This is a genomic window from Oceanococcus sp. HetDA_MAG_MS8 (assembly GCA_019192445.1).
In the GTDB taxonomy this organism is placed as follows: domain Bacteria; phylum Pseudomonadota; class Gammaproteobacteria; order Nevskiales; family Oceanococcaceae; genus MS8.
This window is the reverse complement of sequence record JAHCMK010000008.1, coordinates 114,972-140,702: the sequence shown is the minus strand read 5'-3', so window position 1 is coordinate 140,702 and position 25,731 is coordinate 114,972. Positions and strand designations below refer to the sequence as shown.

Sequence of the window (25,731 nt, the reverse complement as noted above, 5' to 3'; positions counted from 1 at the left end):
GCTAGTGTCCCTTAACAGAAGTTCGTCGCACATATGCGGGTCAGCACGGGGTGTGCCGCTAGGCGCGCTCGCGCAGGAATGGTTGTTCCATTTCAAGCGAGCGCAACACCGCGGAACGCCCCGTGCTGGCTCGCCCGAAGGGAGCCCCTCAAATCGCCTGCTACGGCGTTGCGCTCCTTGGCAAGGGAATAACCATTCCCGGCGGAGCGCGCCTTGTATCAGACGATTTGAGGGGCTCATATATGCAACGAACTTCTGTTAAGGGACACTAGGGGCGCGCAATGGGCATCCAGCCTTGCGGGCTTAGTTTTGCTTGCGCTGTTCCAGTAAGGCTGCAGCCACCGGCTCTAATTTGGTGAGGCCCGATTGGCGTCCAATGGCCAATGCCTCATCCATGCTGGCACCTTTGGCCTGAGCAGCTAATGCCATCATTGCGCCGACGCGGTTGGAGCTGGCGCAGTGCAACAGCGTGACTCCGGGGGCTTCGTCCAGCAACTCTAAGAGTCGGTTCACATTATCTTCGGACAGATCGCTGGGGCCGGCGACGGGGATATTGTGGTAGGTCATGCCCATTTGCTCAGCCGCTGCTTGTTCATCCCAGGTCATTTCTGCAGCCGGGCAGAGGTTAATGACTTGTACGACATCTTCCCGCGCGGCTTGGCTGAGGGCCTCCGCGGTGAGACTGCCAGCACAAATCAGCTTGTCGGTGGGACGGAATTCATAGGGGATACCCAGACTCATAACGGTTTCCTTGGACTGTGTTCGCAATAGTTATCGTCTGCGCAGAGCGCAACCGATCTCGTTGCGGAGTGTAGGGAGATTGGCGCGTCCTCGCGACTGGTTGAGGGGCGCTAGCGCGGGGTGCACTGTGTTCCTGGCGACTGTTTTTGTGGTCACGCCGGTATAATTGCGCCCATGGCTAAATCCCAGCTTTATCGCATTGTTTTTGCCTGCGAAGGTGAGATCTACCAACTCTGCGCGCGCAGCATTGGCCCCAGCGGACTCTGGGGTTTTGTCGAGGTGGCCGAGCCGGTATTCGGAACCCAGTCCACCGTGGTTGTAGACCCCTCCGAAGAGAAGCTGAAAAGCCGTTTTGCGGGTGTGGACCGCTTTCACGTTCCACTGCACGCGGTGCATCGCATCGATGAAGTGTCCGAATCTGGCCCGGCGGTCATACGTCAGCCCGATGGCTCCAATGTCACACCGTTTCCGGTGTATACCCAGCCCCCAGGCAAAAGCTAGTGACACTAGGTCGTTCGCGTGCTCTAGCGCATTCTTCTGCTTCACAGTCGCCGTTATGGTCGGCTTTTGGCGCTCGTTTGTTGATGCGGCCAAGCGCGGGGTAAAGCCGGAGGTGGAGGTCCGCATCTTAGGGAGTGGTAGTCGTGGGAATGCCATGCTGGTGGGCGGTGAGCAAGGACAGGTGCTCATCGACTGTGGCTTCTCCAAGCGCAACCTGAAGCAACGGCTGGAGCAGGCCGGCGAGTCGCTAGGCAATATTCGTGCGGTGTTGGTCACCCATGAGCACGGGGATCATGCTCAAGGCGCTTTGGCCGTTGCCCGTGCCTGTCAGGTGCCTTTGTATGCGACTCGAGGCACTGCGGAGCGAGCCGGATGGCTGGGGGCGGCGCCTTTGCGGGTTTTATCCTCTGGGGCCAAACTCAAGCTGGCCGGCATGGACATTCAATCCTACGTGGTTCCGCATGATGCTGCGGAGCCAGTACAGTTTGTCTGCACTCAGGGTCAACGCCGAGTGGGGGTGCTCTCCGATGCAGGCCATGTCACGGCGCATATGTGTGCCACGCTCCATTCTTGCGATGCTCTGTTTATTGAGGCCAACCATTGTTTGGATATGTTGGCGCAGGGTCCGTATCCTCCTTCGCTCAAGGCCCGCGTCGGTGGGCGCTTTGGTCACCTCAACAACACTCAGACCGCGCAGCTTCTCGAGCGTGTGGATTTGGCGCGGGTGCACAGCATTGTGCTGACCCATATTTCTGAACAAAACAATTGTCCGGACAGGGCGCAAGCCGTTGTTCGCCAACCCTTAAGCCAATGGAATGGTCAGTTGCTCACCGCGAGCCAAGACCAACCTCTGGCAGCTATACGCGTGTAATTTTTATGTCCCTGCATATCTTTGTTGGTGGTGCTGCCTACGCCGCACACCCTCTTCATCAGCTCCGCGAGCGTCTTTCTCAAGCTGGCGAGGGGGTGGTGCTCGAACACGCTGCTAATGTGTATTTAGTCCGCGCTCACACCGCGCTTACAAGTGCTGAGCTGGCGGATTTGGAGCAGCTGCTTGAGGCGCGCCCAGTCGACACCCTCACTGAGTGGCCCTGTGTGGTGCTGCCCCGCATCGGTACGGTCTCGCCGTGGTCTAGTCAGGCCACAGACATCACCCAGTTATGTGGGCTGCGAAGCGTATTGCGTGTGGAGCGTGGCCGAGGACTACAACTGAGCGGCGATTGGCAGCAAGCAGCAGCCTCGCGCAAATTGCTGCACGACGCGCTTACCGAAACCATGCTGACTGCGGATACTCAGTGGGAGTCCGTGCTCACGCCGCCGCCTGCGCGGCCTTTGGTGAGTTTTGCGGGGGCAGAGCTACGGCAGAATCTGCTCGACGCGCAGCAGAAGCTGGGCCTTTCGCTATCCACACCTGAAGTGGATTGGCTAGAACAGCAATTTGCTGAACAAGGCCATGTGCCCACCGATGCAGAATTGATGATGTTTGCGCAGGTGAACTCCGAGCACTGCCGGCACAAGATATTCAATGCCAGCTGGACTCGCGATGGGCAGGCATTCGATGCCTCCTTATTCGACATGATTCGGGAGACATACAAGGCCACACCTGGCGGGATCTTATCGGCCTATTCGGATAATGCGGCCGTCCTGGAAGGGGCGGGTGAGGTGACTCGTTTCGGCCCTGCGGCCAATGGGCAATATCAGCCCTATACCGATACCGCTGCAATCGCGATCAAGGTTGAAACACATAACCATCCTACGGCTATTGCTCCTGACCCCGGGGCCGCGACAGGAGCCGGGGGTGAAATTCGTGATGAGGCTGCCACCGGACGTGGGGGCAAACCTAAAGCGGGTCTGTGCGGATTTTCTGTGGGCGACCTGTGCCTGCCTGAAGCAGCCCAACCTTGGGAAAACAATGCGGAAACACCGCCACGTATGGCGTCGCCGTTGGACATCATGCTGGACGGGCCTTTGGGGGCAGCGCGTTATAACAACGAGTTTGGCCGGCCTAACCTCACGGGTTACTTCCGGACGCTGGACCGCGAAGTAGATGGCCGGCGCTGGGGTTATGCCAAGCCCATTATGATTGCCGGCGGTTTGGGTAATTTGCGTCCGGAGCACGCGCAAAAACAATGCCTTCGGCCTGGGGACTTGGTGATTGTGCTGGGTGGTCCAGGGTTGCTGATTGGTTTGGGTGGCGGAGCTGCCTCATCGGTCCATGCTGGCGCCTCCAGTGAGAGTTTGGATTTCGCCTCTGTGCAGCGTGCTAACCCTGAGCTGGAAAGACGTTGCCAGGAAGTGATCGACGCCTGCTGGCGCGCCGCCGACGCCAACCCGATTCGCAGCATTCATGACGTTGGCGCTGGCGGTCTTAGCAATGCCATTCCCGAGTTGCTGGATGATTCCGAGTTGGGTGGCGATATAGACCTGGATGCGATTCCCGTCGCTGATCCTTCGCTCTCGCCCATGGAAATCTGGTGCAACGAGTCTCAGGAACGCTATGTTCTGGGGATTGCGCCGGAAGCGCGAGAGCGCTTCGCTGCGCTGTGCGCCCGTGAACGCTGCCCCTTTGCCGTGGTAGGGGTGGCCACCGAAAACAGGCATCTGAGGGTCGCCGGTCAGGCCGGTGTGGCCGTGGACCTGCCCATGGGCACTCTCCTGGGTAAGTTGCCACGCATGCAGCGCAGCGCTCAGTCAGGCATGTTGCCCAGCACGCAGACACCTCGTCCTGAGTTCGATCTCAAGCAGAGCATCGAACGCGTGCTCCGTTTGCCGGCTGTGGCCTCGAAGAAGTTCCTGATTACGATTGGTGACCGCAGCGTCGGTGGCATGACCCTACGGGATCAGATGGTCGGCCCTTGGCAAGTTCCGGTGGCCGACTATGCCTTAACAGCGGCCGGCTACGCGGGCACAGCGGCCGAAGCCATGGCCATGGGCGAGCGCAGCCCTGTTGCCATGCGTCACCCCGCGGCTAGTGCCCGTTTGGCGGTGGTCGAAAGCGTCACCAATATCCTTGGCAGTGGCGTGGCACAGCTAGAGGATATTCGCTTGTCCTGTAACTGGATGGCTGCCGCAGGCGAGGATGATCAAAATAGCGCCTTGCTGGCCGCGGTAGAGGCGGCAGGCCGCGAGTTGTGTCCGGCCCTGGGCTTGGCAGTACCTGTGGGCAAGGACTCTTTGTCTATGCAAACCCGTTGGACCCAAGCCGACGGTAGCCAAGGCCAGATCACCGCACCGGTATCCTTAGTGGTGTCTAGTTTTGCGCCGGTCGCGGATGCGGGTGCCGCGCGAAACCCACAGCTTCGGAATCATCCCGGTAGCCAACTGCTGGTGGTGCGTTTTGCGGCCCAGCGTCGCCTGGGGGCCTCGGCGCTGGAGCAGGTGTGGCAGGCGGATCTGGGTGCCTGCGCTGATGTGGATGATGCCCTGGTGGCGCGCGAAACCCTACAGGCTTTGATTCAGGTGCGTGAGCAGGCTCTGGCCTGGCATGACATCGGAGATGGGGGCGCGCTGGTAAGCCTGTTGGAGATGAGCTTTGCCAGCCGCCTGGGTTTGGATGTCGCCATTCCCGCCGATGCTTGTGCCTTGGCCGAGCTCTTTAGCGAAGAACCCGGCATCGTCATTCAAGTGGACCCGGCACACGCGGCCGAGGTTGAATCCAGCTTGAGTGCAGCCGGTGCAGATATCACGCCTTTGGCGACCCTACGTGCTGATCAAAACATCTGCATTTCGCAGGCTGAGCAAGAGCTGTACAGCACGGACCGCGCCAGTCTGGAAAAGATTTGGGCCGAGTTGAGCCAGGCCATGCAGGCCCGTCGTGATGACCCCGAGTGTGCAGCCCAAGAATATGCCTTAATCGATGAAGATGAAGGCCTTTATGCTGAACTGAGCTTTGATCTGCCGCAGGTGTACACCGGGCAGCGCCGACCAAGGGTGGCGATCTTGCGGGAGCAAGGCGTTAATGGTCAGGTCGAAATGGCGTGGATGTTCCAGCAAGCTGGGTTCGCGCCAGTCGACGTGCATATGAGCGATATCCTGGACGGGCGCGTCGACCTGGCAGGCTTCGTCGGCCTGGCCGCCTGCGGAGGCTTCTCGTATGGAGACGTATTGGGGGCCGGCCGGGGCTGGGCCGCGACCATTCTTCATCACGCCCCCACACGGTCTATGTTTGCCGATTTCTTCGCTCGGCCTCATACCTTCGCCTTGGGCGTGTGCAATGGCTGTCAGATGCTGTCGCAGTTGCGAGAGATCATTCCCGGCACCGACCACTGGCCGCGCTTTAGCCATAATGCCGGCGGACGCTTTGAGGCGCGTTTGAGCATGGTTGAGATCACGCCCTCACCCTCCATTATGTTGGGGGATATGGTTGGATCACGTTTGCCTGTGGTGCTTGCTCATGGTGAAGGTCGTGCTGAGTTTGCCAGTGAGCAGCAATTGAGCCAGGCTGCTGAACAGGTCGCTGTACGCTACGTGAACCGCGCAGGCGAAGCCACCGAGCATTTCCCCTTGAACCCCAACGGGTCACCGCAGGGCATCACGGGTTTGTGCAGTGCCGATGGGCGGGTCACCATCATGATGCCGCATCCGGAGAGAATGACCCGTGTGGGTAACTTCTCTTGGCATCCACCCGAGTGGGAAGGAGGCGAATCTCCTTGGTTACAGATGTTCTTGTCGGCCAGAGCATGGGTCGATAACCACTAAGGGCGTGGCGTCAGCCTCAGCCCGTGTGGGCTAGCGCTGACGCGGAGAATGCGATGACAACCAAAGCCAAATGTTGGGGTGTGCTGATCGGCCGCTTCCAACCCTTTCATTGCGGTCATCAAGCCTTGCTGAAGCGCATGCTGGCTGAGGTTGATGACGTTCTGGTCATTGTGGGGTCGAGTTTCGCCGCGCGGCGTTTGCACAATCCATGGTCCTTCGCAGAGCGCCAAGCCATGATACGAGCGGGGATGGACGCGCAGTGCCAGACCCGTTTGCACATCAGTGGGATCCCCGATGTGTACTACGCGGATGGTGAATGGGTGCGGCTGGTGCGCGCTGCTGTGGCTGAACATGTTCCTCGCGATGCGAGTGTGCGCCTCTATGGCCACACCAAGGATGCCTCCTCCTATTACCTGGATTTATTCCCCCAGTGGGATTACGTGGAGCTGCCGGACTTTCAGGGGCTGTCGGCAACCCCCCTGCGCGAAGCATTATTGGACTGCGCAGGGAGCGCAGAGGCGAAAGCCATCCTGCACAAACAGTGTCAACTCGGACAGCTGCCAACCGGAGTCGGGAATTGGTTGGAGCATTTCGTTGCAGAGGCTGATTTCGCGGAACTCTTAGCTGAGGCAGCGAGTATTCGGAGTTTTCAGCGTTCTTGGTCCGCTAGCCCCTATCCACCCACCTTTATTACCTTGGACGCCTTGGTGCTCTGGCGCGACCAGGTACTGTTAATTCAACGCGGACAGCGTCCTGGCCTCGGTCTCTGGGCGCTGCCAGGTGGGTTTTTAGATCCTGCGGAGCGCTTGGAGGCCGGCTGCCGTAGAGAGCTGCGCGAGGAGACCGGCCTAGAGCTACCCCTTCACTTGCATCCGCTGGAGCACTTCGTCGGCGACCATCCTGATCGTTCCGATCGCGGGCGATTTGTGACCCATGTATTTGCGTATCGTTTAGATGACGATGAGCCGCCGCCGCGACTCTGCGGCGCGGATGACGCTGCCGATGCGCGGTGGTGGCCGGTGAACGCGCTTAACCCCGAGCACATGTTTGAAGATCACGCCTTGCTCATCGATCACCTCTTGCCCAAGCTGTCTTAGTCCAGAGAATTAGCGAGCGCGAGGTCGGGGGAGCTCGGGCCTGCCGCAGTGACAGCTCCAGTAAACACTGGAGCCGTCACCCAGGCTGGTTTAACTGGCCAGTTTGCGGTGCTTGGCGCGGGCATTAATTCCCGCGTCTGCACCTTTGCGTGCCTTATGGTCGGCTGCGTAGTCTTGCCAGTTTCCTTCGTGATAAACCACCTCGCCGTCATCTTCAAAAGCGAGAATATGCGTCGCGATGCGGTCTAGGAACCAACGGTCGTGCGAGATCACCAGTACGCTGCCGGCGAAGGTGAGGATGGCTTCCTCCAATGCCCGCAAGGTTTCTACGTCAAGGTCATTCGTCGGTTCGTCCAAGAGCAAAACATTGCCACCGGATTGCAACAGCTTGGCCAAGTGCACGCGATTGCGCTCACCGCCTGAGAGGTCGCCAATACGCTTTTGCTGATCGGTGCCTTTGAAGTTAAAGCGCCCGACATAGGCCCGCGAGGGAATCTCGTAGCCGCCTACAGCAAGAATGTCCTGGCCGTTAGAAATTTCTTCCCAGACGGTGTTTTTGTCGTTGAGTGCGTCTCGGCTTTGGTCGACGAAGCTGATCTGCACCGTGTCACCCAGCTCGATTTCACCGCCGTCAGGCTGCTCCTGGCCGTTGAGCATGCGGAACAGCGTGGATTTACCGGCCCCGTTAGCACCCACAATGCCAACCACAGCGCCGCGGGGCACCGTAAAGCTCACATCCTCATACAAGGTCCGTTCGCCAAAGGTCTTTTTGAGATGGCTGACTTCAATCACCTTGTCGCCCAAGCGCTGGCCCACCGGAATGAAAATTTCGTTGGTTTCGGAGCGCTTTTGAAACTCTTGTGAGCTGAGTTCCTCGAACTGACGGAGGCGGGCCTTGCTCTTGGACTGCCGACCCTTGGGGTTGGCACGCACCCACTCCAACTCAGCTGCGATGGCTTTGCGGTGGGCCGCTTCCTCGCGTTCTTCTTGAGCAAGACGTTTGTCTTTTTGCTCCAGCCAGCTTGAGTAATTCCCCTCCCAGGGAATGCCATGGCCGCGGTCTAGCTCTAAGATCCAGCCCGCTACGTTGTCCAGGAAGTAGCGGTCGTGGGTCACTGCCACAACGGTGCCTGGGAAGTCATGCAGAAACTTTTCCAGCCATGCCACCGACTCGGCATCCAGGTGGTTGGTCGGCTCGTCCAGCAGCAACATGTCGGGTTTTTCCAGCAGGAGCTTGCACAAGGCAACCCGTCGGCGCTCACCACCAGAGAGGTTCTTCACCTCCGCCTCCCAGGGCGGGAGATTCAAAGCGGATGCGGCTTGCTCCAACTGACGATCTAGGTCCCAGGCATCAGCGGCTTCAATTTTTTCTTGCAATTCGGCCTGCTCGGCCATCAGCGCCTCAAAGTCTGCCTCCGGGTCTGCCATGGCTTCGGAGACCTGGTTGAAACGGTCCAATAACGATTTGGTCTCGGCGACGCCTAACTCGATATTGCCGCGCACATCAAGCGCGTCATCGAGTTGAGGTTCCTGGGAGAGGTATCCGACTTTAGTCCCAGGCTGCGCCCGCGCTTCACCGACGATGTCGGTATCTACACCCGCCATGATGCGCAGGAGGGTGGACTTGCCCGCGCCGTTGTAGCCCAGCACCCCGATTTTTGCGCCGGGCAGGAAGTACAGGGAAATGTCTCGAAGAATCTGCTTCTTGGGTGGGACGATTTTTCCCACTTTGTTCATCGAGTAGACGTATTGGCTCATGCCTTATTTCTGTGCTGCGCAAATAAGGCTCCATTCTATCGTGCGTGGCCCCGCGTCCGGGGGGGGAATGTCATCCGAATCTGACTCGGGGAGAGGTTTTTTTCCATTTGACACTTGGTCAAGGAATCCTCAACTTAGTACACCTGCCACGCCCGGTCGATTTGAGGAGATTGTGTGAGTACCGCGACCATTTTATGGCTGACTTACGGCACCACGGCTGTGATTATCGCGTTGACGATTTACGCATTGATCAGTCAAGTACCAAGGGTGGTGAACTCCGCCCCAGGCTTGCTCACCAGCATCGGCATTTTCGGAACCTTTTTGGGAATCACTGCAGGCTTGGCCGGCTTTGACCCAGGCGATATCGCTGGCAGCGTTCCGTATTTGTTTGAAGGCATCAAGTTAGCCTTTTGGACGTCGGTGGCAGGGATTCTCGGCGGCATCATCGTCCGGTTCCGGCTGCTGACCCTCGGTTTAGACGCGGATACAGAGGCAGATTCCAAGCAAGCCGCGACTGCAGATGACGTGGTTGATGCTCTGCAGGATGTAAAGCGCGGCTTGACCGATCCGGAGCAGTCTCCGTTGCTATCCACGCTGCAATCTCTGCGTGAGAACACCGAAGTGCAGTCCGCAGAGCAAGTGCGCAACATGACGGATGCCATCCAAGGCCTGCGCGCATCCCTGGGTGAGGACAACCAAGCCTTGTTGGCCCGTATGCAGGATGTGCAGAAGGCCAGCGACGCCATGGGTGAGCGGTTCACCCAGGCCGTGCGGGATGGGCTTGAGGCTGAGCGCCAGGGGATGGCTCAGCAGATCACGAAGGCGGTTACTGAGCTACGCGATGCATTAGTCGGCCCCGATGGGGTGTCCACGGCCTTGGCCCAAGGCCTTACCGAAGGGCGTACTGAGCTGGCGAAATCCATGGGTATTGCCATGGAGAGTTTGAAGCAAGCTCTTGCCGGTGACCTCGACAAACTTGCCGATCGTATGGGGCACAGTGCGTCTTTGAGCACCACGCAAATTAAGCAATTGGGAGATGCTCTCAACGGTTTGCGTTCCGCGGTGGGCGCCGACGCGCAAGCTGTGTTGCAACGGTTGGAGCAGCTGCATGCCGGCTCGGATGAGCTCGCCGACAGGCTGACCCGCGTGGTCGCGGATAGCCAGTCCACCTTGGCCGAGGCGGTGGCCGAAAATCGCGACCTGATGGCAGCGCAAGTCACCACAGCTGTCACCGATCTGCGCGACGCCATTATCGGGCCAGACGGCGCTGCAGCTTTCTTAGGCCAGCGCTTAGAGGCTCAGGGTGCCGAGCTCAGCCAGTCTCTGGCCGAAGCGGCAGAGGGCTTGCGTTCCGCGCTCTCCAGCGACTTGAGTTCTTTGGGCGAACAGGTTGATGCAGGGGCCACGGGCACCCGTCAGCAAATGCAGCAGCTGGGCGATGCCATTGGCAGCCTGCGCGAGGCTTTGGGCAGCGACTCCGTGGCCTTACTGCAAAAGCTCGAGGGTTTGCGCGATGGCCTCGCCAGCGGACAAGCCGATACGGCCGCCGAGGTGCGCGAAGTCGCAGGCGCCATTGGTGGTTTGCGCGAGGCGCTTGGTGGCGACTCCGTCCAAATGCTGGAGAAGCTCGAAGAATTGCGTGCCGGTCTGGCGGGTGGCAGCGAAGAGTCGCGGGAACAGCTCAAAGCGGTGGTAAATGCTATTGGCGACCTGCGCAGTGGGCTGGGTGGCGATTCGGAGGCTGTGCTGCAACGCCTCGATGTGCTCCGCGAAGCTCTGGGCGAAGGGAATCAGAATACCGCTGAGCAGGTACGCGCCGTCAACGAGGCCATCCAGGGTCTGCGCGAAGCACTGGGTAATGACTCTGTGGCCGCTTTGGAGCAACTACGCCACCTGCAGACCACCATAGAAAGCGGGGATACCAGTACTGCCGAGCAGGTCGCCGGCCTATCCCAGGCCATTGCGGCGCTGCGCGACTCCATGGGCGGCGAGTCGGTTGCGCTACTCGAAAAACTGGAGCAATTACGCAGCGGACTGGCTTCTGGAAACTCTGAGGCAGCCGAGCAGTTGCGCGGCATTGGTGATGCTGTGCTCACGCTGCGCGATGCCCTCGGCGGCGATTCGGAACGCTTAGGCGAGAAACTTGATTCGCTGCAATCTGGCCTCAGCGAAGGCAGCGCCGAAGCAACCGCGCAGATGGCCAAGCTTGGAGAAGCACTCGCAGAATTACGCGGTGCTCTGGGCGAGGATGCCCTGCAGCTACTGGATAAACTCGAGGCCTTGCGGGCCGGTTCCGAGTCCGCCAACGCACAGATTGGTGAAGCTCTGGATGCCAGCAATGCCTCGCTATCGGAACTGGTGGCCGGACAACGCGATGCCATGTTGCCGAAGATCACCGAGGCCGTGTTGGACATTCGCGAAGAAGTGACCGGGCCCAATGGAGTGGCTGCTCAGGTGGCCCAGGGGATTCAAAGCCTCAGCGACGGCCTGGGCAATTTGGCCGACGGCTTGGCTGGAACATTGGCCGATGGTGTTGGCGGCCTCTCCGGCGACATCAACAACCTTGCCAGCGGTATTGGCGATGCCATTGATGATTTGCGCTTGGCTTTGGTGGGCCCAGATGGGGCTACCAGCGGCATCATGGAAGAAATTCGTCAGGCTCAGTCGCGTGCTGGTGACGCTATGGATGCCCTGCAACAGGCTTTGGTCGGACCGAAGGGAGCGACGCAGGGCTTGATGGAAGAAATGCGCAAGGGGCAGGTTGCGGCACTGCAGGCTGTACAAGCGTTAGCCGATGGTTTGGTCGGTCCCGATGGGGTGCGCGAGGGTCTTGTCGAGGAGATTCGCCGCAGCCAGGAACGCAGCGCCGAATCTATGCAGAAGCTGGAAGATGCATTAGTCGGCCCGGATGGGGTGCAACAAGGCCTGCTTGAGGCGATGCATGAAGGTCAAGCGGCATCGGTGAAAGCACTGGAGTCTTTGTCTCAGGCGATCGTTGGGCCTGAGGGAGCCACCGCCGGCTTGCTCGCTGCTCTGGATAAGAACCAGCTGCAGGCGCGCGAATCCTTAGAGGCACTGACACAAGCTTTGGTGGGTCCAGAGGGCGCTACACAGGGCTTGATGGAAGAAATGCGCAAGGGTCAGGCTGCGACGCTCAAGGCCACCGAAATACTGGCCGATGCCTTGGTGGGGCCGGACGGCGCCACAGAGGGCCTTGCCGCACAGCTACGCGAGAATCAAGAACGCAGTACACAAGCGCTGCAAAGCCTCAACGAGGCCTTAGTTGGGCCCAAAGGCCTGGCGCCAGGGATTATGGATCAGATGCGCAAAGGCCAGGAGCGTGGTCTCAAGGCTATCGAGTCCATGGCCGAGGCGCTGGTTGGTCCCAAAGGCGCAGCATCGGGCATCGTCGACGAAATTCGGGCCTCGCAAGACAAAAATGAAAAAGCTCTGGCCAGCCTCGCCGAGGCTCTGGTGGGCCCGGACGGCGTGAGTTCCAGTTTGGTGGAGGAGATCCGCTCAGCTCAAGATCGCAACGCCGACAGCCTGTCGCAGATCCGCACGGCCCTGGAAGAAAACACTCAGCGCCAGATCGATTACAGCCCCAAGCGTCTGATGGAGGTGCTCGAGGAGCTCATCAGCCAATTCAACACGCAGTTTTCCGGGCAGTTCTGGGAGAAGTTCGAGGGCTTCAACCAGGGTGTGGCGGAGCTCAGCGAATGGATGGAAACCTACCGCAAACAGCTCAGTACCATGGTGGAGCAACACACCAAGGCCGTTCGCAACATGGATACGGCGGCGCGACGCTTCGACGAGGTGGCCTCGCGCTCGGAGATCTTTATCGACGTGTCCCGCAACATCTCTGCCTTGTTAGGCGGGCTGGACTCGCAGCGGGTGCAGATGGAAAGTCACCTCAAACGCTTCGCGCGCATTGTGGATGTCACCAGTGAATCCCTGGAGGCCATCGAAGATCGTATCTTGGAGGGCAACACCCGAATGAGCGATCAGTTGGGTGAGATTTCCAAGCGCATCGAGGAGCAAATCATTCGGGTGGACTCGGCCATGGACGAGGAGCTGAGCAAGGCCATGAACACCTTTGGTCAGCAGCTAGCAGCGCTGTCCGAGAAGTTTGTCGAAGATTATTCGCCCCTGACCGACCGCCTGCGCGCGTTAGTTCGCGCCGTAGAGAAGGTCTAAACCATGTTCGATCAGTCCACTCCGGGCCCAGATCAGCAGGACGATTACTGGGTCAGTGCCGCCGACTTACTCGGCGGGGCTTTGATCATTTTCTTTTTGCTCATGCTGTATTTCATGCTCACGGAGGAGGCCAATCAACGTGCGCAAACCGAGGTATGGGCTGAAACGGTAGAAAGTCTGGAGCAGAAGCTAGAAGGCGAGAAGCAGGCGGTAGACGCTTTGCGCAAAAAACTTCTGGGTGCGCAGGTCAATGTCGACAGCATCGAAGAAGTGGCGGTGTTGTACGACCAAAAGCGCGATGAGCTCTATCACGAGTTGTTGCAGGAGTTTGGTCAGGACCTGCCACGCTGGAATGCGGAAATCGATGAAGATCTCACCGTGCGCTTTAACGAGCCCACCGTACTGTTCACTGTGGGATCATCGGAACTACGCCGCCGCTTTATCCAGATTCTGGACGACTTCTTTCCACGCTATCTGCGCATTGTTACGCGGGAGGATTTTCGTGACAGCGTGACGGAACTGCGCATTGAGGGCCATACCTCAAGCTTTTGGAATAAGGCCAACCCCGAACCGCCGCAACAGGCTTGGCTGCTTAACATGGACCTCTCCTTTGCCCGTGCACGTAGCGTCCTGCGATTTGTGATGGAGCTACCGCGGGTGAAGAGCGAACTACCCTGGCTGCGTGATCATTTGAATGCCATCGGCATGTCGTCCTCGCGGCTCATTTATGACGCTGACGGCAACGAAGACGAAGCCCGCTCGCAGCGCGTGGAATTTAGAGTGCGTACTGATGTGGAATCGAAGATTGCTCGCATTCTGGAAGTGGAGGGCTAGCCGTTTCTGCGGCTGAGCATGACTGACTGCCTTCCTCCTTCAGCGCTTAGTCCCGGTGCGCGCCGTTCTGGCGTAGCCCAGCGTTCGGCTCTAGTGCTGCAGAGCAGATGTCGCGTGCATCTAGAGTCTGCCCATTCTGGGCAAGAACGGACACTGGGCGCGGAGAGCTTAGTATGAATCTGCCGAACTTCGTAAATTTCGAGCCCTTTAATAAGCTGCGCCGGGATATGCGTGCCAGCAAATTAGGCCATTTTGAACTGCGCATGGAAGCCAGCGTAGAGGCGAAGGCAGAGCAGGGCAGCAAGGCAAAAACCAAACAAGCATCAGGCTCTAGGGTGCGATCTGGCAAGGCTACTCAGGCCAAACAATCGGCCGGGAGCCAATCGACATCCAAGGCCAAGACCAAGACCAAGACCAGCGCGGCAAAGACTCCGGCAAAGACCCCGGCCAAGGCGTCGGCAAAGTCGGCGGCCAAATCCTCGGCAAAAACCTCGGCCACATCCGCTAAGAAGCCTGCGACGAAGTCCAAGGCAGCGCCGGCCAATCAGACATCAGCCAAGAAAGCCACTACAAGAAAAAAGCCGACCAAGAAAACTCCGGCGAAAAAATAGTTCTTCGCGCAATGAGAGTTGGATAAGTCGATCCCCGCTGAGCAGCGGCTCCCTAGATCGGAAATGGCGACGTCGCGCGCGAATCCAAATCTAGATCCGGCTGCCTCCCTGGGCGCAGAGTAGGGCAATCGTCAAATGCCATGAACCGGCTGAGATGAGGATGCCTGTGCCAGGGCATAGGAGTCCGCTTCGGCCGTTGTCTGCAGCCCAGCTGTGCTGCGCCCTGGACTTGGTTTAACGGGCTCGGCGCGATGCTAGTGTCCCATAACAGAAGTTCGTTGCATATATGAGCCCCTCAAATCGTCTGATACAAGGCGCGCTCCGCCGGGAATGGTTATTCCCTTGCCAAGGAGCGCAACGCCGTAGCAGGCGATTTGAGGGGCTCCCTTCGGGCGAGCCAGCACGGGGCGTTCCGCGGTGTTGCGCTCGCTTGAAATGGAACAACCATTCCTGCGCGAGCGCGCCTAGCGGCACACCCCGTGCTGACCCGCATATGTGCGACGAACTTCTGTTAAGGGACACTAGGTTGCGGCCAGCCTCAACGAGCCATTCTTGGCCGTTGAATCACTGTGACTTGAAGCAAGTACAGACTCCCGGCGCGGGGCGACCCCCGGCGCCGGGATTAAGCGGGGTTTATTCGGCGCCGGGGGCCGTTTCACCCGCGAGGTATAACCATGTCGAAAGCACGGTGTCGGGGTTCAATGACACCGATTCGATGCCTTCGTCCAGCAACCACTGAGCAAGATCAGGGTGGTCGGATGGGCCCTGGCCGCAAATGCCTACGTATTTGCCCGCTTTGCGACAGGCTTGGATAGCCATATGCAGGAGGGCTTTGACGGCCTCATTGCGCTCGTCGAAGAGATGCGCAATCAAGCCAGAATCCCGGTCCAGGCCTAAGCTGAGCTGGGTCATATCATTGGAACCAATCGAAAAACCATCGAAGTGTTCCAAGAACTGATCAGCCAACAGAGCATTGCTGGGCAGCTCACACATCATCATGATTTCGAGGCCATTCTCGCCGCGCTTGAGGCCGTTCTTGGCCAATAGCTCGATCACACCCTCGGCCTCAGACAATGTGCGTACGAAGGGCACCATGATTTTGAGGTTATGCAAGCCCATGGTGTCGCGAACATAGTGAACAGCCCGGCATTCCAACTCAAAGCAGTCCGCAAAGCTAGGATCCAGGTAGCGTGAGGCACCACGGAAGCCCAGCATGGGGTTCTCTTCATGGGGCTCGTACTGCTGGCCACCAATCAGGTTGGCGTACTCGTTGGACTTGAAGTCGGACAAACGAACGATGACCGGCTCGGGGGCGAAGGCGGCCGCGATGCTGGCCATGCCTTCGGCAAGCCGCTTCACATAAAAGTCCACAGGATTGTCGTAAGGAGCAACCAGATCGGCGATTTGAGCCTGCAGCTGCGGCGCTTGATCATCAAAGTAAAGCAGGGCTTTGGGGTGGACCCCAATCATGCGATTGATGATGAACTCCAAGCGGGCCAAGCCCACGCCCGCGTGCGGAATAGAAGCAAAGTCGAATGCCCGATCCGGGTTGCCGACGTTCATCATGATTTTGAGTGGCACTGGCGGCATGTTGTCCAACTGCACTTCGTCCACAGAGAAGCCCAGATCGCCAGCATAAATGTAGCCCGTATCCCCTTCGGCGCAGGACACCGTGACCACAGTGTCGTCGCGCAAGGTTTCTGTTGCGTCACCACAACCCACCACCGCCGGAATCCCCAGTTCACGCGCAATGATGGCGGCGTGACAGGTCCGCCCACCACGGTTGGTGACGATGGCCGAGCAGCGCTTCATGATGGGCTCCCAATCGGGATCGGTCATGTCAGTGACTAGCACATCACCAGGCTGAACGCGGTTCATTTCGTCCAAGTTGCTGAGATTGCGCACCGCACCGGTACCGATCTTCTGGCCGATCGCACGGCCCTCAGTCAGGATGTCGCCGCGTTTGCTGAGCTTATAGCGCTGCAGCGTGCCTGAGCCCGCCCGGCTCTTCACCGTTTCGGGACGGGCCTGCAAAATGTACAGCTTGCCGTCTACGCCGTCTTTACCCCATTCGATGTCCATGGGGCGGCCGTAGTGCTTTTCGATGATGACCGCTTGGCGCGCCAAGTCTTCAGCTTCAGCATCGCTGAGGCTGAGCAGCACCCGCTGCGAAGCGGGAACGTCTACAAATTCCACGGTTTTACCCAAGGTGCGATCCTGGGTATAAACCATTTGCGTGGCTTTGGCGCCCACATTGCGGCGTAGAACGGCAGGCTTGTTTTGCTCTAGGTTGGGCTTGTAGACGTAGAACTCGTCCGGGTTGACGGCGCCTTGCACCACACCTTCGCCCAGACCATAGGCGCTGGTGATAAACACCACCTGGTCAAAGCCAGATTCGGTATCAATGGTGAACATCACACCACTGGCGCCGCTGTCCGAGCGCACCATGCGTTGGACGCCGGCTGATAGGGCTACATCGCTGTGCGCAAAACCATGATGAACCCGGTAACTGATGGCGCGGTCGTTATACAAAGACGCGAAGACCTCTTTGATGGCATCGAGCACCGCATCGATGCCGCGCACGTTCAGAAAGGTTTCTTGCTGGCCAGCAAAGGACGCCTCCGGTAAGTCTTCGGCAGTTGCAGAGGAGCGCACAGCAACGGAAATTTCGCTATCTGTGGCGAGTTGGTCAAATGCCGCGCGAATATCTGCCTCCAAAGAGGCCGGGAAGGGTTGGTCTTTGACCCACTGGCGGATTTGCTTACCCGTGGTCATGAGCGCCTGCACATCCTCGGGATCAAGCTGGTCCAGGGCTTCATGGATGCGCTGGTCTAGGCCAGAGTGGTTGAGAAACTCACGATAGGCCGCGGCGGTGGTGGCAAAACCATCTGGAACGCTGACCCCAGCATCGGCTAATTGGGAGATCATTTCTCCCAGCGAGGCATTTTTGCCCCCAACAGTTTCGACATCTCCCATGCCGAGCTGAGAAAACCAGATGACGGAAGCTGAACTCACGGCGTACCCTCGTTGATCAGGCGTGGCTTTTGGCCACGGAGGTTTTACGACAAATTGTCATGAATAGAGACCCTATGAGCACGCAGAGGCAGGTTTTTTTTGTTTCCGACCGCACCGGCATTACTGCCGAAACGCTAGGGAACAGTCTGCTCAGTCAATTTGATGATATTGACTATCAGCGCACCACATTGCCCTTCATCAACTCGCCCGACAAAGCCCGGTCCACAGTGGCGTGGATTGGACGCATGACGAGCAAGACTCAGCCGCCCATTATATTCAGCACAACGGTCAACGAGGAAATCCGGGCCATTTTGCGAACGGTCGAGGGTGCGTTTTTTGATCCATTCGACACCTGGCTGCCCAGCTTAGAGGGCGCTTTGCAGCGCACCTCGCTGCATGTTGAGGGCCGTGCGCATGGGATGCCAGACCGGACCCGCTACGAGTCGCGCATTGACGCTATGAATTTCTCGCTGATGCACGATGATGGCCAAACTGCGCGCGATTTAGAGCGCGCTGATGTGATTTTGGTGGCCCCATCGCGCTGCGGAAAAACACCAACCTGTCTTTACATGGCGCTCCAGCATGGGCTGTTTTGCGCCAACTATCCGTTGATTGAAGAGGATCTGGAAAGTTTGGCGCTACCAGCGCCCATCAAGAACCACCGCGACAAGCTCTACGGCCTAATTTGTGACGTGGATCGATTGCATCAAATTCGTTCTGAGCGCAGGCCTGGGAGCCGTTACGCCTCGATGCCTCAGTGCCAATTCGAGCTCTCCCAAGCGCAGGCCTTGTTCCGCAAACATGGCATCAACTTCCTCAATACTTCCAATAGTTCTATTGAGGAGATGGCGGCAGTCATCATGCAGGAGAAGGGGCTCCGGCGACAGAGTTTTTAGCCATAGCGTTCGGGCTTTTGGGGGAACTTGAATGCGTATGGGGGCTCTGACTGCCAACGGCGAAAACATCGGGTGATTATGAAAACAATGAACACTACACAGGCATGCAAAGCGGCGGTTATGGCCTGGGCATTACTGCTGTCGGCGGGTGTAGCGGCCGACCAACAGGGCATCTGGGTGCAGGGCCATGCCCAGCGGGACCTTGCACCGGATCAATTACAGCTCACATTGAGTGTGGAGCAGCGCGCAGCGAGTGCTGATGCAGCGCTCGCTGCAGCCGGTGAGGCGGTGGGCGCATTGCTTGGACAGCTGCGGGAAATCATCCCCAATCGCAGTATTCAGGCACTCCAGATTCAGCTGCGTGAAGTTGTTCAAGGGACCAGCCGCAGTTGGGTGCGAGAACGCGGGGAGCCCCGTGAGATGCTAGCGATTCGTGGGGTGTCGCTGAATCAGGTGCCCATACCTAGCTTGGCGGCGATCATGGATGCGGTAGGCCAAACCCAGGGCGTGCGAGTGCAATCCGTGCAGCCCCAAGTGTCTACCCTCGAGCAGATACAGCGTGAACTGCAGCGCGAAGCCGTGGCAGACGGTCGGCGCAAGGCGCAGGAGTTAGCCGCCGAGCTAGACATGCAGCTTGGTATGCCCATTTTTTTGGATGCGCGGCATGGGCAGCCTCAGCCTCAATTCCGAGTGGCCGAAGCGCGGATGATGGCCGCCCAAAGTGATGCCATGACAGCTCAGGGCTACGACTCTCCAGGCGAAGTTCGTCTACGCAGCCAGGTGGAGCTGCATTATGAGCTGCTTCCACAGCCTCCTGCGCGTAGGGCAGATTAGCCGGTTGACTGACATATTCTGCGCACGCGGCCGCCGTCTAAATGCAATTGCGCCGTTCGGGGTTGCATCCCGGTCCAGCGCCATACTTGTCGATTGCGACTGCGCTGTACGAGCTCCCAACGGTGGTGGGCCTGGAGCAGCGCACCGGCTTGGCTGACAGCATCGCCCTCAACCACCAGTTTTTGACCGACCCGCAAGCTATGGCTACAACTCGTGCTTGAGCGAGCCTGGGCCTGACTTTGCCAACTCACAATCAACACAATCAGCATTGCGATCCATAGGCATTGGCCCCGTGTGGTCTGTGGCGTGTTCATGGCGGCTCCTACTTGCGGATACTGAGAAGGAATACGCATTGGCGCACCGGGAGCGGACATCAACACGAGGGCCGAGCTACACTCGGCGCCGAATCAATTCAAGGAGACCGCGCAAGTGGATCAATCAGATCTAGAGCTTTTCCGCGACACAGTCATTCGCTTTTTGCGCGAAGAGGTGGAGCCGCATTACGAGTCCTGGGAGCGTCAGGGTCGGATTCCTCCAGAGTTTTACCTGTCCATGGGCGAAAACGGCTTGCTCTGCGTGGATCAGCCCGAGGAATACGGCGGTATTGGTGCGCCCTTCGAGTTTTCCATGGTGGTATTGGAAGAGGTGTCGCGCGCGGGCTACATGGCGCTGGCCAGTAACCTCACGGTCCACTCCGATATCGTCGCTCCCTACATTTTGCACCTAGGCACTGAGGAGCAAAAGCAACACTACCTGCCGCGCATGGCCAGCGGGGAGTGCATTGGTGCGATTGGCATGACCGAGCCCGGTGCTGGCTCTGACTTAGCCAACATTCGCTCTAGGGCCACGCCCACTGAGGATGGTGGGTGGGTGGTGAATGGCGGCAAGACCTTTATCACCAACGGCCAGAACGCTGGCGTGGTTTGCGCGGCCATTAAAACAGCGCCGGATAAAGGCTCCAAGGGTGTGTCCTTGCTGCTGCTGGATACAGACCTGCCCGGTTTTGAGCGTGGCCGCAATTTGGAAAAGATTGGTCAGCACGCTGCCGATACTTCGGAGCTGTTCTTCAAGGATTTGAAGATTCCTGCAGGGAAGCTGCTGGGTCGTGAGGGCGGTGGCTTTGGCCACATGATGGATGAGCTACCCCGTGAACGTTTGGGCCTGGCCCTCACCGCGGTGGCCCATGCCCGTGGAGCTGTTGAACGCACGCTGAATTACGTCCAGGAGCGGCAGGCTTTTGGTCAAGCCATCGGCTCTTTCCAAAACACGCGCTTTAGTTTGGCGAAGGCGAGGGCGGAGGTGGAATGTCATTGGGCCTTCATCGAGAAGGGCATCGCTCAATACCAAAAGGGCGAGCTCACGGCCGTCGATGCCGCCATGATCAAATACACCACCACAGAGCTGGAGAACCGGGTCTGTGACCAGTGCTTGCAGCTATTTGGCGGCTACGGTTACATGCTGGAGTATCCGATTTCACGTGATTTTGTTGATGCGCGCATTCAGCGCATCTACGGTGGGACCAGCGAAATCATGCTGGAAATCATTGCCCGATCGCTGCTCGGACGGAGCTAGGCTGTAGTCTGTTTTTTGCGTAACGAGGCCTTCGTTGTCCCGCCAGTCTGCTGAGGCTGGCGGGCGAAGGCGCAGCCCTAGCCGAGCCGATCTAGCGTCATCGGCAGCGGCCGAATAAGGGGGGCTGCCTTAGGCCATACTTGGGCATCGGGGGTATATTGAAAAACCCGTTCCAGCCCCCACTGCAGCGCTTTATTTATTTTGGCCGAGTTCGAGGTTGTTTTATGCCTATTTATGAATACGCCTGCCGCTCCTGTGGCCATGAGCTGGAGCAGCTCCAAAAGATGTCGGATCCCCATTTGACGACCTGCCCGGCATGTCAAGCCGAAACTCTGGTACGCAAGGTCTCGGCGGCGGGTTTTCGCTTGGCTGGTTCGGGCTGGTACGAAACGGATTTCAAGTCTGGCGGCAAGCGCAATCTAGCAGGTGGAGATAACAAACCTTCCAGCGACACAAAATCCGGAGGAGACAGCAAAGCGGCCGCGGATAAGCCCTCTGCCTCCAAGTCTTCTGGTGCGAAGTCTAGTGCGTCCAAGCCAGCGGCTTAGGTTGATTGCGGCTTGCTGATGGCTAAAGCAGATCGGGGTCGTCGGCTCATGAGGGGTTGCTTGCTGCGCTCAGTCTGCGGCAGCACTCTGCTAGGGGTTTTGCGCCCGCAGCGGAGAAGCTGATGTGGTCCTGGCGGCCGCCCCTGCGCGCTTGGCTCATTGCTGGGCTGCTGGTGTGGGTTCCGTTGATCGCCACCTATTTGGTGATTCGTTTTCTGGTTGAAACCTTAGACCAGAGCCGGAACTTGTTGCCGCCACCATTACGGCCTGAGAATTTGCTGGGCATGGAGTTGCCTGGGTTGGGCGTGCTGATCAGCGTCGTGGTGGTGCTAGGTACCGGAGCCATCGTCGCCAATATTGCAGGCCAACGGCTGCTCGGTTTTGGGGAAACGCTGCTCGCTCGCATCCCTTTGGTGAAGTCGATTTACGGCGGGGTCAAAAGCCTCACGGAGGCGCTGATGAGCGAGGACTCACAGACCTTCCGTAAAGTGGTGCTCATCGAGTACCCCAATGACGGCATTTGGACGGTGGCCTTTCAAACGGCTGACCCCAGCAGCCGGGTTCGTGCCGAACTGGGGCCCGTGATTACGGTCTATGTGCCCACGACGCCCAACCCCACATCGGGTTTTGTTGTGTTCGTGACTCCAGATAAGGTGCGCCCTTTGAACATGACCGTAGAAGACGCCTTGAAGCTGGTGATGACGCTTGGGGTGGTGCATTCTGCCGAAACGCCGCCGCCAACCCGCAGCAAATCCTGAGGACTTCTCTCGGCAGGATGGGTGAGCCTGCTAAAATGCGCGACTTTTTCCTGGTCCCGCCGGGGCCTCAAGCTGAAAACAACTTCATGATGGATCGTACTCACCTTAGTGCCAGTGTTAATGCCAACCTGATCGGCTCCGAAGTGACTCTGGCGGGTTGGGTCCAACGCCGCCGAGACCACGGCGGTGTGATTTTCGTGGACCTGCGCGACCATCAAGGCATCACTCAGGTGGTCTTTGATCCGGATGATGCGGAACTATTCGCGCAGGCCGAGCGCCTGCGCAACGAATGGGTGATTGCCGTTCAGGGCAAGGTGCGTGCCCGGCCAGAAGGCACAGTGAACCCCAATCTTCCTTCCGGTGAAATTGAGGTCTACGTGCACAGCATGGACATCCTCAACCGCGCCGAGGCCCTGCCTTTCCAAATCGACGACGAAGATGTTAGCGAAGAAGTGCGCTTGCGCTATCGCTACTTAGAGCTGCGCCGCCCGGAGTTTCAGCAGCGCCTACGCCTACGTTCAAAGATGATCTCGTCGTTGCGCCGTTTTTTGGAGCAGCGCGACTTTTTAGAGATTGAAACCCCCATTCTCACCAAAGCCACACCGGAAGGGGCGCGGGATTATTTGGTGCCCAGCCGTACCCAAGAGCATCGGTTTTTTGCTCTGCCGCAAAGCCCCCAGTTGTTCAAGCAGCTGTTGATGATGGGGGGCTGCCATCGCTATTTCCAAATTGCCCGTTGTTTCCGTGATGAGGATCTGCGCGCAGACCGTCAGCCGGAGTTTACTCAGCTGGACATCGAAACCTCGTTCATGAACGAGGAAGAGATTAAGTCCATGATGGAAGAGATGATTCGGGAGATGGTGCGCGAAACCACGGGTGCGCAATTGCCGGAACCATTCCCGCGCATGAGTTACGACGATGCTATGGCGCGTTACGGTAGTGACAAACCCGATTTGCGCAACCCTTTGCAGCTGGTTGAGGTCGCTGACCTCATGCAGGAGGTGGAGTTCAAGGTCTTCGCCGCACCGGCTGCTGATCCTCAAGGGAGAGTTGCTGTACTGCGGGTGCCCGGGGGCTCCGAGCTGACGCGTAAGCAAATTGATGAGTACACCCAGTTTGTGGGCCGTTACGGTGCTAAGGGCTTGGCTTACATCAAGGTCAACGCCACAGATCAGGGTCGTGATGGGCTGCAGTCGCCGATCACCAAGTTCCTACCCGATTCAGCCCTGGACGGAATTTTGCAACGCAGCGAAGCCCAAGCTGGTGACCTGTTGTTCTTTGGGGCCGATAAAACCGATACGGTGAATGCGGCCTTGGGTGCGCTCCGCGATCGAGTTGCCGCTGATTTGAATTTGCTCCAAGGCGAGTGGGCGCCACTCTGGGTGGAAGATTGGCCCATGTTTGAGTTCGACGCCGATAGCAAGCGTTGGGTGGCCTTGCATCACCCCTTCACCGCACCTCAGGACCCCAGCGCGCAAACGCTGACTGCGCAGCCGGAGCAGGCCAGAGCTCGAGCCTACGACATGGTGCTCAACGGCTATGAGATTGGCGGAGGCTCGGTTCGTATTCACCAGCCTGAGATGCAGCAGGCGGTGTTTGATGCGCTCAACATCGAGCCAGAAGAGGCTCGCGAGAAATTTGGTTTCTTACTCGATGCGCTCAAGTACGGTTGCCCTCCGCATGGCGGTATAGCTTTCGGTTTGGACCGCCTCGCCATGCTGCTCTGCGGTGCGGACTCCATTCGTGAAGTGATTGCTTTCCCCAAAACGCAAACCGCAAGCTGCCCGCTGACCAGCGCTCCTGGCGAAGTGGGCGAAAGCCAGCTGCGCGAGCTGCATATTCGTTTGCGCCAAAAGCCCAAAGTGGCTGATGGCGGTGAGGCCCAAGTATGAGCTTGACCCGGAAGCTACTCATTGCCGCGAGTGCCTGCGTGCTGGCTGGGTGCGATATTGGCGACGGAAGTGCGCCTCAAACGCTGGAAATTCGGATTGATGGCGTCACTGAAGATGCCGAAGTGTTCGCTTGTGCCAGTCAGGTTCCACAGGCCGTACTGACTTTTACCGATGGGCAGGCCGCAGACTTTGTCCGCCGCGTGGAGTGGAGCTCCTCAGACACCGACATTTTAGAGGTTAGTGACGGCACATTAGAGGCGCCTCAAGGCTTCTTCGTAACCGGCGCTTTGCTGCCTAAGCGGGCGGGAACCGTGACCTTACGCGCGGATTATTTGGACTTCAGCGACGAGATTGATGTCACCGTCACGCCAACTCAGTTGGAGGTGGGCCCGGCTCGCTCCCGCGTTTTGGTAGGACGCAATGCCCAGTTGGTCGATACCCTGGTGATTAAAGGCCGAGAACGGTTTTTCAGTCAGGACTTTAACCAAGTTGGCACTTACAGCATTGACGGAGTGGATACAGAGTCTGAAGAGCCAGCGGTTGTCATCGATCCGGTGCTCGGCACAACAACTGTTAACCAGGCTGGGGAATACACCGCGCGCTACAGCGTGGACTTCTGCGGCCAGGAAGCCACTGGCACCATCGTGGCCTTGGACGAGGAGCTGCAGCAGTTGCAGGTGGTCGATCGTGCTACCGAAGAGCCTCTCACCGATCTCGAGCTTTTGTTAGATCAGTCTAAGGACGTGTCGGTCTTAGGGACCTTGGAAAGCGGTACGCAAATCGACCTCACAGGGGCGGTTGGTTATCGCTTCGTTGACGATAACGGGGACGCTGTCGCAGACGTGGCATTTGCGAGCGTGCGCGGGGTCGGCACCATCAGTGCCTTTGCTCGGCCAGACACGCCGGATGGGGAAACCCCGCCCAGTTTCCCGCGGCAGGTCAATTTAGAAGTGTTCTTCGACCCCACACCATTCAACCTTGACGAGAGTGAAGAGGGCGATGAGACCTTCGCGCCCCGGGTCAGCGTTCGGGTATTGGAGAGTGAACTGGTGGCGGAGAGTCTGCGTGTCCTACCAACCAGCCCGACCATTCTTCCTGGTAGCGGTTTGAGCTTTAGCGCCAGCGCAGATTTCTCCGGCCCGGGTGGAGACTTCAGCAATGTCGACGTCACTAAGGATGTGCAATGGGTTTCCAGCAGCACGGCGCGCGCTACCATCAATAACACCGTTGGTTCCAAGGGCTTTGCCTTTGCGCCGCTACAGCGCTTGGCGGAGATCGACGGCAGTGTTGAAAACATCACCAATTTGGGAGATATCGACATCACGGCGCGGCGCTTCAGTGGCGAAGGTGTGGATGCAGACACGCCTCCAGAAGCGACCACCGACCTGAGCATTGGTCGTCCGGATGCCGAAGACGGTGAAGAAACTCTAGATGCGGTCACCCTACGAGCACTTAACCTTGTCCTACGCGACAGCGATGCAGAGTTGACGCAGAATCAATCTGTGTTCGTCCAGGCATTGGGTGAACTCGTCCGAGGGGATCAGTTGATCGATACTCAGGATCTTTCGGCGCAAGTGGTCTGGGAATTGGAACAACCGTCTGATTTCGCGCGGATTAGTAACGGCTCTGGGCGTAAAGGCTTGGTCACCGTGCTCACAGATCAGACGGTGACCGTGACGGTGCGTGCGCGCTACTTCACCGCAGAGGTTCAGGGCTCGGTGATCGCGGCTAGCTTAGAGCTGGAATTGAATCCGCAAGCTGAGCAGGGTGGGCAATAAG

17 protein-coding genes are annotated in these 25,731 nt (G+C 58.4%); 14 read left to right on the top strand and 3 right to left on the bottom strand.

Annotated features, from left to right (window positions below):
* Positions 1–303 precede the first annotated feature (303 nt).
* Positions 304–741: a hypothetical protein gene (locus KI787_13505; GenBank protein ID MBV6630966.1), complete on the bottom strand. Its 438-nt coding sequence runs from the start codon at positions 739–741 to the stop codon at positions 304–306.
* Between the two features lie 174 nt (positions 742–915).
* Between KI787_13505 and KI787_13500 the strand changes: the two genes are divergently transcribed.
* Genes KI787_13500 through KI787_13485 form a run of 4 tightly spaced genes read left to right on the top strand, consistent with a single transcriptional unit; the run spans position 916 to position 7,037 of the window.
* Positions 916–1,242, top strand: a complete 327-nt coding sequence (locus KI787_13500) for a DUF1820 family protein (GenBank protein MBV6630965.1) — start codon at positions 916–918, stop codon at positions 1,240–1,242.
* Positions 1,243–1,297: 55 nt separating this feature from the next.
* Positions 1,298–2,113 (top strand): MBL fold metallo-hydrolase, encoded by an 816-nt coding sequence (locus KI787_13495; GenBank protein MBV6630964.1) that lies wholly within the window; start codon positions 1,298–1,300, stop codon positions 2,111–2,113.
* 5 nt (positions 2,114–2,118) lie between these two features.
* On the top strand, positions 2,119–5,940 hold the full coding sequence (gene purL, locus KI787_13490) for a phosphoribosylformylglycinamidine synthase (protein ID MBV6630963.1): 3,822 nt from the start codon (positions 2,119–2,121) through the stop codon (positions 5,938–5,940).
* 53 nt (positions 5,941–5,993) lie between these two features.
* Positions 5,994–7,037 carry an NUDIX domain-containing protein gene (locus tag KI787_13485; protein MBV6630962.1) on the top strand — a complete coding sequence of 348 codons (1,044 nt, stop codon included), beginning with the start codon at positions 5,994–5,996 and terminating at the stop codon, positions 7,035–7,037.
* Positions 7,038–7,127: 90 nt separating this feature from the next.
* On the opposite strand, the gene ettA is transcribed toward KI787_13485, so the two are convergent.
* Positions 7,128–8,795: an energy-dependent translational throttle protein EttA gene (gene ettA / locus KI787_13480; GenBank protein MBV6630961.1), complete on the bottom strand. Its 1,668-nt coding sequence runs from the start codon at positions 8,793–8,795 to the stop codon at positions 7,128–7,130.
* Between the two features lie 174 nt (positions 8,796–8,969).
* Here ettA and KI787_13475 point away from each other — a divergent pair, with 174 nt between their 5' ends.
* The 3 genes from KI787_13475 to KI787_13465 all read left to right on the top strand — a co-directional run bounded on the left by KI787_13475 (position 8,970) and on the right by KI787_13465 (position 14,437).
* Entirely contained in the window at positions 8,970–12,992 is a 4,023-nt protein-coding gene (locus tag KI787_13475; protein ID MBV6630960.1) for a hypothetical protein, read from the top strand.
* Positions 12,993–12,995: 3 nt separating this feature from the next.
* Positions 12,996–13,826 (top strand): OmpA family protein, encoded by an 831-nt coding sequence (locus KI787_13470; protein MBV6630959.1) that lies wholly within the window; start codon positions 12,996–12,998, stop codon positions 13,824–13,826.
* Positions 13,827–13,999: 173 nt separating this feature from the next.
* Positions 14,000–14,437 carry a hypothetical protein gene (locus KI787_13465; GenBank protein ID MBV6630958.1) on the top strand — a complete coding sequence of 146 codons (438 nt, stop codon included), beginning with the start codon at positions 14,000–14,002 and terminating at the stop codon, positions 14,435–14,437.
* Positions 14,438–15,070: 633 nt separating this feature from the next.
* On the opposite strand, the gene ppsA is transcribed toward KI787_13465, so the two are convergent.
* Positions 15,071–17,413 (bottom strand): phosphoenolpyruvate synthase, encoded by a 2,343-nt coding sequence (ppsA, locus tag KI787_13460; GenBank protein ID MBV6630957.1) that lies wholly within the window; start codon positions 17,411–17,413, stop codon positions 15,071–15,073.
* 113 nt (positions 17,414–17,526) lie between these two features.
* Between ppsA and KI787_13455 the strand changes: the two genes are divergently transcribed.
* From KI787_13455 to KI787_13425, 7 genes are all read left to right on the top strand, one after another.
* Positions 17,527–18,348, top strand: a complete 822-nt coding sequence (locus tag KI787_13455) for a kinase/pyrophosphorylase (GenBank protein MBV6630956.1) — start codon at positions 17,527–17,529, stop codon at positions 18,346–18,348.
* 87 nt (positions 18,349–18,435) lie between these two features.
* Positions 18,436–19,182 (top strand): SIMPL domain-containing protein, encoded by a 747-nt coding sequence (locus KI787_13450; protein ID MBV6630955.1) that lies wholly within the window; start codon positions 18,436–18,438, stop codon positions 19,180–19,182.
* 429 nt (positions 19,183–19,611) lie between these two features.
* A complete protein-coding gene (locus KI787_13445) occupies positions 19,612–20,754 on the top strand; it encodes an acyl-CoA dehydrogenase family protein (GenBank protein MBV6630954.1) in 1,143 nt (380 codons plus the stop codon).
* A 224-nt stretch (positions 20,755–20,978) separates the two neighbouring features.
* Positions 20,979–21,302 (top strand): zinc ribbon domain-containing protein, encoded by a 324-nt coding sequence (locus tag KI787_13440; GenBank protein ID MBV6630953.1) that lies wholly within the window; start codon positions 20,979–20,981, stop codon positions 21,300–21,302.
* Positions 21,303–21,424: 122 nt separating this feature from the next.
* Positions 21,425–22,060 carry a DUF502 domain-containing protein gene (locus KI787_13435; GenBank protein MBV6630952.1) on the top strand — a complete coding sequence of 212 codons (636 nt, stop codon included), beginning with the start codon at positions 21,425–21,427 and terminating at the stop codon, positions 22,058–22,060.
* Between the two features lie 89 nt (positions 22,061–22,149).
* Positions 22,150–23,952: an aspartate--tRNA ligase gene (gene aspS, locus KI787_13430; protein MBV6630951.1), complete on the top strand. Its 1,803-nt coding sequence runs from the start codon at positions 22,150–22,152 to the stop codon at positions 23,950–23,952.
* The gene (locus KI787_13425; GenBank protein MBV6630950.1) at positions 23,949–25,730 is read left to right on the top strand and encodes a hypothetical protein; all 1,782 of its coding nucleotides are present in this window, start codon (positions 23,949–23,951) and stop codon (positions 25,728–25,730) included. The genes aspS and KI787_13425 overlap by 4 nt, the downstream gene beginning before the upstream one ends.
* Position 25,731 lies beyond the last annotated feature (1 nt).

Coding starts and splice junctions, on each gene's coding strand:
- ppsA (MBV6630957.1), bottom strand. CDS start 17,413: ATGGGAGATGTCGAAACTGTTGGGGGCAAAAATGCCTCGCTGGGAGAA.
- KI787_13440 (MBV6630953.1), top strand. CDS start 20,979: ATGCCTATTTATGAATACGCCTGCCGCTCCTGTGGCCATGAGCTGGAG.
- KI787_13495 (MBV6630964.1), top strand. CDS start 1,298: ATGGTCGGCTTTTGGCGCTCGTTTGTTGATGCGGCCAAGCGCGGGGTA.
- KI787_13425 (MBV6630950.1), top strand. CDS start 23,949: ATGAGCTTGACCCGGAAGCTACTCATTGCCGCGAGTGCCTGCGTGCTG.
- KI787_13505 (MBV6630966.1), bottom strand. CDS start 741: ATGAGTCTGGGTATCCCCTATGAATTCCGTCCCACCGACAAGCTGATT.
- purL (MBV6630963.1), top strand. CDS start 2,119: ATGTCCCTGCATATCTTTGTTGGTGGTGCTGCCTACGCCGCACACCCT.
- KI787_13470 (MBV6630959.1), top strand. CDS start 12,996: ATGTTCGATCAGTCCACTCCGGGCCCAGATCAGCAGGACGATTACTGG.
- ettA (MBV6630961.1), bottom strand. CDS start 8,795: ATGAGCCAATACGTCTACTCGATGAACAAAGTGGGAAAAATCGTCCCA.
- aspS (MBV6630951.1), top strand. CDS start 22,150: ATGGATCGTACTCACCTTAGTGCCAGTGTTAATGCCAACCTGATCGGC.
- KI787_13450 (MBV6630955.1), top strand. CDS start 18,436: ATGAACACTACACAGGCATGCAAAGCGGCGGTTATGGCCTGGGCATTA.
- KI787_13500 (MBV6630965.1), top strand. CDS start 916: ATGGCTAAATCCCAGCTTTATCGCATTGTTTTTGCCTGCGAAGGTGAG.
- KI787_13455 (MBV6630956.1), top strand. CDS start 17,527: ATGAGCACGCAGAGGCAGGTTTTTTTTGTTTCCGACCGCACCGGCATT.
- KI787_13485 (MBV6630962.1), top strand. CDS start 5,994: ATGACAACCAAAGCCAAATGTTGGGGTGTGCTGATCGGCCGCTTCCAA.
- KI787_13465 (MBV6630958.1), top strand. CDS start 14,000: ATGAATCTGCCGAACTTCGTAAATTTCGAGCCCTTTAATAAGCTGCGC.
- KI787_13435 (MBV6630952.1), top strand. CDS start 21,425: ATGTGGTCCTGGCGGCCGCCCCTGCGCGCTTGGCTCATTGCTGGGCTG.